At 59.2% G+C, this 7712-nt stretch carries 7 protein-coding genes; 5 read left to right on the forward strand and 2 right to left on the reverse strand.

What is annotated here, in order from left to right; genetic code table 11:
- Positions 1-129: 129 nt before the first annotated feature.
- Both BST14_RS27075 and BST14_RS27080 read right to left on the reverse strand, forming a co-directional pair.
- Positions 130-657 carry an Rv2253/PknI dimerization domain-containing protein gene (locus BST14_RS27075; RefSeq protein ID WP_245845787.1) on the reverse strand — a complete coding sequence of 176 codons (528 nt, stop codon included), beginning with the start codon at positions 655-657 and terminating at the stop codon, positions 130-132.
- A 270-nt stretch (positions 658-927) separates the two neighbouring features.
- Positions 928-1272 (reverse strand): DUF732 domain-containing protein, encoded by a 345-nt coding sequence (locus BST14_RS27080; protein WP_158085941.1) that lies wholly within the window; start codon positions 1270-1272, stop codon positions 928-930.
- Positions 1273-1656: 384 nt separating this feature from the next.
- Between BST14_RS27080 and BST14_RS27085 the strand changes: the two genes are divergently transcribed.
- From BST14_RS27085 to BST14_RS27105, 5 genes are all read left to right on the forward strand, one after another.
- Positions 1657-3138 carry a carotenoid oxygenase family protein gene (locus BST14_RS27085; RefSeq protein WP_083067370.1) on the forward strand — a complete coding sequence of 494 codons (1482 nt, stop codon included), beginning with the start codon at positions 1657-1659 and terminating at the stop codon, positions 3136-3138.
- Between the two features lie 24 nt (positions 3139-3162).
- The gene (locus BST14_RS27090; RefSeq protein ID WP_083067371.1) at positions 3163-3582 is read left to right on the forward strand and encodes an SCP2 sterol-binding domain-containing protein; all 420 of its coding nucleotides are present in this window, start codon (positions 3163-3165) and stop codon (positions 3580-3582) included.
- 509 nt (positions 3583-4091) lie between these two features.
- A complete protein-coding gene (locus BST14_RS27095; RefSeq protein WP_083067372.1) occupies positions 4092-4949 on the forward strand; it encodes a hypothetical protein in 858 nt (285 codons plus the stop codon).
- 716 nt (positions 4950-5665) lie between these two features.
- The gene (locus tag BST14_RS27100; RefSeq protein WP_083067373.1) at positions 5666-6055 is read left to right on the forward strand and encodes a DUF732 domain-containing protein; all 390 of its coding nucleotides are present in this window, start codon (positions 5666-5668) and stop codon (positions 6053-6055) included.
- 380 nt (positions 6056-6435) lie between these two features.
- Positions 6436-7101 carry a CAP domain-containing protein gene (locus BST14_RS27105; RefSeq protein ID WP_083067374.1) on the forward strand — a complete coding sequence of 222 codons (666 nt, stop codon included), beginning with the start codon at positions 6436-6438 and terminating at the stop codon, positions 7099-7101.
- Positions 7102-7712 lie beyond the last annotated feature (611 nt).

Genomic DNA, 7712 nt, shown 5'->3' on the forward strand with positions numbered 1-7712 from the left:
CAGCCCACTACGCTGCCACCTGTACCCACCAATGAACGACTCTCCTTCGCCGTGGACCAGTTCACGGGGTCCGGTCACACCGGCTCTGTGTCACAACGGGATTGGCCCGGGAGCCCTAAGGAAGCGGGATTAGGAGATTCTATCAAGGCGGAACGGCAGGACCACCGTGAGCGGCTTGCCGTACCACGTTGTGCCGCATGCATATCGGGGGCCCACGGTCTTGTCCCGGCCCTCCAGATAGGGTGAACCCGGCTGGGTCACCCCATCGGCGTTCGAGGGAGAAAAGGTGAATGTCTGGTGGCCCGTGAAAGCGGGGCCGTCAGAACATTTTTCCCAATTTGGAACGTCGTGCTCGACGGTCCAGACATGTCCGAGTGCCATGGTGGCCGGTGCGCTCCAGCCTTGGTCGCTCACAACTTTGCCGCTGCAGTGGTCTGCCGATTCGCACGTCGACGAGATCGTCCAAGTGCTGCGCACCGTTGCCTCGTTATGAAATGCGTAATCCGTCGTTGCGTACGCACCGTCCGATGTTGCCGCGTACGTTCCGTTGATGGAGTAATCGCCGTTGATCGCCCCAGCTGATGGCATGTCGCAGGCCCAACCAAGGACTGCTATCGTCAGCGTTGTCGCGGCGAATGAATTGTGCCATGGGCCCATGGTGGCTCCCTTGAGGTGACGAATTATAGATCTGCTATGTCGCGCCGTACGGAACCGGCACCGCGGCCGTGGTCGACCTTATCACCGCTGTCGATTAGTGCGTGGCCGAACGGCTTTGGTCGGACTGGAGAAGGCGGGACGAAAATGTTGCTGTGACGTGGGCCCGGTGGGCAGCACGCGCAAGCGCGAGAACCCTTGCGCGACGGATATGCCGTCATTGCGCTCAGCAAACGCCTATGCACGAATCTCAGTTCCATTTGAACAGTTGAACTAGTAGTCACCGCCCGGCTGCAACGGCGCGTAGGCAGTAATGCATAGTGTGGCTTGAGCGGCTCTAACGAACCCTGCTTCTTGCGTTGGCGTCGCTTGCGGAAAGACGTACGGTACTTGTCTTTCAACAACTTCTGGGCTAAATCCGTTGTGGAGCATCTGACATACAGTGTTGGCCGTGTCCAAAGTTATCTGAACATCCGGCGGGGTATCGCCGACGTTGAGGCCCTGGCTGCTGACCATCGTTAAGAAGTCTGTAGCTGCATCCGCGTGGGCAGGTGCAGTCATAGCAATCGACGTGGAGGCGAGCAGCGCGGTAGCGATAGCGAGTTTCATCTTCGCCATGACCGCAATATAGACCACGCGGACCGCGAAGTGTATCGATGGCGCCGCCATTGGCGCGAACAGAGCTCTACAACTCCGGCGCGAAGCCGATGCCCGAGGACCACAAACCCCGCTGGCTGCGCAGGCGACGTGTGAAGCACCTCCAGGACCAACCAATGGCACCCGTACGGCTGGCGGGGATGCCCGGAGGTCAGCAGGGTGCGTGACAACTGATCAAATAGCGGTGACCGCACGGTTCTAGGTGCGCATACTTAGGCAACCAGGCGCTGAATGCGCAGTTTGCGCTGTGTTTGCAGTCGAATAGCACGAATAATTGACACGCTGATGGCGCCGCTTTACAGTGGTCGAGGTCGACGCCACGCCTACCCACATAGGAGGTACGTCATGGTTAGTGCGATTCCCGACGACATCCGGCTATTCGGACCGCTTAAGCCCATGCGATTTGAGGCCCACATTGAAGACTGTGTGGTATCCGAAGGGCAGATACCCAGCGACCTCTGTGGCGGTTTCTACCGGATCGGGCCCACCTGGAAGCGCCCAACACGGCAGGGGTTCAACGGCTTTGCGGCCACTGATGCCATGGTGCAGGGCCTCGTGTTTCGCGACGGCAAAGCTGACTTCACCAACAAGTGGGTCAAGACCCCCAAGTACCTGCTCGAAGAAAAGCACGGGGTCGGACTTTTTGAGTGGACCGACGGTACCTACAACGACTGGCGCGGCTATGGCATGGGCCGCGTCATCACCAATGAGTACACCGATGGGGTACCAAGCGGCAGCCCGATCGTGAACGTGTTCCCGTTCGCCGGCGAAGTCCTTGGCTCAGCTGAACAAGGCCTCCCCCCGGTAGCGATCGATCCGCTGACGCTCGACACTCGCGGTATTGTGCCGTGGTCAGTCAAGCTCTCACCAGGAATGACCCCGCCGGCATGCTTCGGCGACAACTCGTTTACCGCCCACCCTAAATGGGACGCTGAGACCGGAATGCTGTACGGCTGGGCATACCGCGACACCGAGCCCTACGTGACGCTGCATTGGGTGCATCCGGACGGCCGAGTGGAATCGCGCGCTATCGGCGACGCTCCCTACGCGCAAAATGCGCATGACATGTGGTTGACGGAAAATTACGTGGTGATCCCGTTTCAGCCATTCATAGTTGGTCAAGACCGCATCGATCGGGGACTTTCTGTATTCGGATGGGATCCGACCCTGCCCACAAAACTGGCACTCATCAATCGGAATGACATAAATGGTCCGATTAAATGGATCACCGCTGATTTCAACACCGAATATATCATGCATACGATGTCGGCTAACCATGCAGGCGATACATTAATTCTTGACGGGCCTATATTCGACCGGCCACCATTTCCGTTCGAAGATGAAGTCGAATTCGGCGTGGACTTCGTTCCATTTGGCTCCGGAGTAATCGGCCGTTGGACAATCGACCTGACTACAGGATCGGTTAAAAGTGAGCGGCTTGATGATCGTGCCGTGGAGTTTCCCAAGGTTGACGAACGCTACTACGGGAAAAACTACACCTGGGGATTTCTGGCGGCGGGAGACAGCCTGTGGTCGCTCGACACCGTGATTAGGCGCAACGTTCACACGGGTGCAGAACAAAGCTTCACCATCGATACCGAAGAACAATCAGCGGTGCTCTTCGAACCCACATTCGCCCCTCGCGCACTCAACGCCCCCGAGGGCGACGGTTATTTGATAGTGCCGATCTCGCACTTCATGGAGAACACTTCAGAGTATCAGATATTTGACACCGAGGACTTCGCTTCGGGGCCCGTTGCACGGATCGAGCTGCCGTTCCAGATCGGATGGACGCCGCACGGGCATTACATGGATTTTAACGGCTAATCCGAAAGGTAGGAGGGTAATCGATTGACGTTCTTCAAATCGACCGAGCAACTGTACGATGTCTTCACCGGATTCATGAAAGACATGGCGGCAGATCCCGAACTCGGCCCCAAATTCGTCAAATCGAGAACTGCGTTTCGCATTAACTACACCGACCCGGAGGCATCGATCCTCGTTGACTGCAAGCATGACCCTATCCAGATCGTCGAGGGGCCATCCAATACCCAGCCCGACGTTGAGCTCACGATGAAGGCCGACAATGGTCATCTGTTCTGGATGGGTCAACTCAAGATCACTACTGCGATCACACGACGCAAGGTGAAGGTCAACGGTCAGATCACGAAAATGATGAATTTGCTGCCAGCGCTCGACCCGGCATTCGCCAGATATCGCACCTACCTTGCGGAAAACGGCTACGACGATCTGCTGGTCACTGAAGGATAGTGCCAGCACGACTAGTCTCCTCTCACCTTGTCCATCACCAGGACGCATGACGGGCCTGGACTAGCTGGAGGCGTTTACGGTGTGCGCACGCAAATATGTTGTGCCTCAGCCGATTTGATGCTTGTCCTTGCGTGACCGTACCCCGCTACTTCGAAGGATGAGAGCGTGGCGATTGTGAATATGGTGTTAGGCGAATCGGTGATGCGACGGCGGTCCTTGCCGACTCAAGAGAATTCGGTGCGACGGCTGCAGCAGCAGACCCCCTAGACGGGGGTGGGGGAGCGCAACACTGACGCGTCGTCGCGTACAAAACGCATTCCATTTTGAGAATAGATACGCAAAGCTATGTCTAGCCACGGCCGCAATGCTATGTTGCGTAGTGAGACCGAACACGACACCAGGTGCGAACCCAAGTGGGTCAGGTTGGGGCCGCCATGGACCGTTAGACGGCACCAGGCGCTCGGCCTGGCAGCGGCATTCTGAACTGACATAGGGAAGGGCCACCGATAATGATTCTTGCCGACGGGGCCTTGCCGGCGCCCCCGCAGTTGGTCGCGATCCTCGATCCGCGGATCTTGTTAGGGATTTTCGTCGTGCTCGCCCTAGCAGCCATCTTCGTCGCCGCGGGGATGGCGATTTCTAATCACGATGCGCTGCCGATCGTTTGCTGCTTGGCTGCCCTTGTCGCTGCGTTAAACGAGCCCATCTATGACATCCTGGGCAAAATTGTCTATGCCAACAACAACCCGATGGCATACCACGCCTTTGGCAGGTCCATCCCCCTATTTCTCGTCCTGGGCTACGTCCCGTGGGTGGGACTGGCGCCCTACCTAGTCTTCAAAGCGATGGAGGCGGGAGTCTCGCGCCGGCGACTACATCTTGCGGCGTTCATCCTGTTCGTATCGGTTGCCTGCGTGGAGTTTTTCGGCAATTCGCTGCACCTTTGGACTTACTACGGCCAGGCGCCCATGAAGTATCTGGGCGTCGCGCCGCAGGCCGTGACCTATCCCATGGTCGGAGGATTCTTGTTGTACGCATTGGCCAGTACACAGCACGGCTTGCGCCGTTTGGCAACGGGTTTCACGATCTCCCTAATCATTCTTCCCGTCGGCTACGCGGCAACGTCCTGGCCCGGCTATTTCGCGCTGTACTCGGATTTGCCTACGGCAGTTAACTGGCTCATGTCGGCCGCGCTGCTCTCACTGTGTGCGGCGATGGCCGTGGGCGCTACCTACCTAGCTAGTCGCTGGCGCAGCATGTTTCAGTCTGGGTCGAACGATGCACATTCACCTACCCCCCTTCAAGGCGCGGCGCTTGGCAAGGGCATCTCACCGACCACCGAGCCATCCACAGCAGGGTGGCGATGACGAACGCGACGTCGTCGGTTCGAAGAGCCGACACTTGTTTCGCCAATGCCGGCCTCGGTAATGCTGATTCTTCTCGGGGTGGCCGCGATTGCCGCTACGGCGCTGGCCGTGTGCCGGGCGAAGTTACGCCATGACAGCCTGCCCTTAGCATGTTGTGTGGGCGCGGCGGTGTCGGTTCGATGTAGACGAAGCTGAGGTGGTGGTGAGCCGGTAGCAAATCGGCCAACAGAAAGTGTCCGCGGTGCGGCGGTAGAAAGCATCGTAGGTGACGTGTTCGCGGGCGCCGCGATTTCGCCGGGGCGTGGAGGCAAACGAGGAGCCTGGTGACTCCTGATGCATTGTTGTACAACAATCTGGTGTATATCGCGGTCTGAGCTTTTGCCAGCCGGGTGCGTAGCCGGCCGCGGTCGGCCGAAGCGGCCCGTGCCGTCGTTGGATAAGTACCAATGTGGATTTCCGAAGCGGCACGATCCGTTGTGAGTCCGACTGCGCCGCACGTAACTTTGTCACCGCCCTTCGCCACGGCGGTGCGGATCCGCCTGCGCTCCGAGATCACCGGCGAGACGCCGAAAGCCTGGATCTTATCCGTTATATAGTTTAATGTCTTGGTCTATGAAGGTAGCCATTCGGCACCCGGTAGCTGGAGCGGGTAGGCCGAGGTTCTCTTTGTCGGGGCTCGGTTGCGGTGACGCTGGCGACTATCTGGGCCCCCAGCCATGAACAGCCAGAAATCATCCATCGCTTTGATCGTCGCCGCGGTTGCGGCGGTCGGGCTGGTGGTGGCGCCACCTCAGGTGCACGCCGCGCCTGCGCCCGACGTCGAATACGTCTACGACGTGGTCGTGCGGCGCCACTACGGCTTTCCCAACAACGACGCGCTCAGCTACGGCCACGGAATCTGCGACAAAGTCGGCCAGGGTGACGGCTACGGGCAGATCATGAGAGACGTCAAGAGTGACGTCACCCCCAACGATGAGTTCGCAGCGAATTACCTGGTGTCCTACGCGGTCGATCTTCTCTGCCCTGAGCTGATATGGCAGCTGCGGAACTCCGCCGCCGGCTACCAGCCGCCAGGCGGAGCAGCTGCGCCCAGCACTTACTACTAAACACTTTCCTCGCTTACGAGGTGCTGGCTGTCACTGCTATTCGGACGCCTCCATGCCGGCAGCCCCGCCCTTCCGCACGCCAACGGTCAGGCGCAACACGTTGTTGATTCGGAAGCAGCTAAATATTTTGCTTATTAACATCTAGACGCCGCGGCAGCGTTGTGGGTAGCCTACTTTCATGCCGGGCTGGGTCGGGTCGGTCCTTGACTGGATATCAGATGGTCAACAAGCACGCTTGTGACGACGGTCGACGAGTTCGAATTACCGCTGCTGCAGCCTGTTTGGGAGTTTCAGGGAACGTCCGAGCGTTCCCACACCTGCAGGGTCTCCGAGTACCGTCCACCGCCAGCTCTCGGTTCATGAGGGAGTAGAAGTTGGACATGCAGCATCAAGCCGTATCTCTGCCGGCTGCGGTGGTTTTGGCCGCCGGGGCGCTGCTGGGGCCTCCGATCGCGAACGCGGATGGGGACAACAACACGCTGATACCGAATAACAAGCGACTCAACGACAGTGTTGTCGCCAACGTCTACACGGTTCAGCACCAGTCGGGTTGCAACAACGACGTCAGAATCAGCCCGCAACTTCAACTCGCCGCCCAGCGGCACGCGGAGGACGTGCTGAACAATCGCGCCCTCGACGGCGACGTTGGCTCCGACGGTTCCACCCCGCAAGACCGGGCTAACGGGGCCGGGTTCAATGGCCCGGTGGCAGAGACGGTGGCGATCAACCAGTCCATCGCCATCAGCGGCAACGACTTGATCAACCGGTGGTACCACGACCCCGCCGACCTCAATATCATGTCGAATTGCGCCTACAGCCAAATGGGGGTCTGGTCACTGAATAGCCCGGATCGCACTGTGGTCGTGGCGGTCTACGGCCAGCCCCAAGGGAGCGGGGGAAAACCGCCCCCGAGCACAGAAGGGCAGAACGTCCCGCTAGATCCCAGCCCCGATTATGACGCCAGCGACGAACTCGAGTTCGGTATCAGATGGCTGCCGTGGATTTTGAGGGGCGTGTATCCGCCGCCAGGGCAGCCACCAGAATAATGCTCGACTCGGCCCTCGCAGGTGGCGCCGAACCTCGGCTTCAGTCCGCCGACGGCTGGAGGCCAACTCGTAGCCGCATCAGGCCGGGATACGAGCGCCGTGACACCTTCCGAGGTGTCACCGGTAGTGACCCTGGTTAACCAACCCATGACAAGCAATTCACCGTGTCGGTCTGGCCCGAAGCTCCATCATCGATCGTCAGCTGGGCTGTGACCAGCGGGCAATGTTCCGCCTCCGGTTGCAATATATGACGACGAGCATGCGCCGACACCTGCTGCGGTCAGCACGGGACACGTTACTTAACCGCTTCTGTACAGCTCACCATGGATGGCCAAGGCAAGCGGCGAACGGCTGCCCAACAACCATCCTTACGAGGACATCACGATGGCAGATGTCGCGCCACCCATTGGTCGAACGCCGGCATTTGCGACGAATGTGACGGTCCCTCAACGATATTCGGCCGGCTACCGGCTGCGGCGACGCGCAGAGGGGTCGCGCCGGCCACACGAGCGGCGCGGCATGGAATAGGCTGTATGACCGGACCCCGTGAACTGGTCCACGGCGAAGGAGAGTCGTTCATTGGTGGGTACAGGTGGCAGCGTAGTGGGCTG

Source organism: Mycobacterium arosiense ATCC BAA-1401 = DSM 45069, from assembly GCF_002086125.1.
In the GTDB taxonomy this organism is placed as follows: Bacteria; Actinomycetota; Actinomycetes; order Mycobacteriales; family Mycobacteriaceae; genus Mycobacterium; species Mycobacterium arosiense.

Coding starts and splice junctions, on each gene's coding strand:
- BST14_RS27075 (WP_245845787.1), bottom strand. CDS start 657: ATGGGCCCATGGCACAATTCATTCGCCGCGACAACGCTGACGATAGCA.
- BST14_RS27080 (WP_158085941.1), bottom strand. CDS start 1,272: ATGGCGAAGATGAAACTCGCTATCGCTACCGCGCTGCTCGCCTCCACG.
- BST14_RS27085 (WP_083067370.1), top strand. CDS start 1,657: ATGGTTAGTGCGATTCCCGACGACATCCGGCTATTCGGACCGCTTAAG.
- BST14_RS27095 (WP_083067372.1), top strand. CDS start 4,092: ATGATTCTTGCCGACGGGGCCTTGCCGGCGCCCCCGCAGTTGGTCGCG.
- BST14_RS27100 (WP_083067373.1), top strand. CDS start 5,666: ATGAACAGCCAGAAATCATCCATCGCTTTGATCGTCGCCGCGGTTGCG.
- BST14_RS27105 (WP_083067374.1), top strand. CDS start 6,436: ATGCAGCATCAAGCCGTATCTCTGCCGGCTGCGGTGGTTTTGGCCGCC.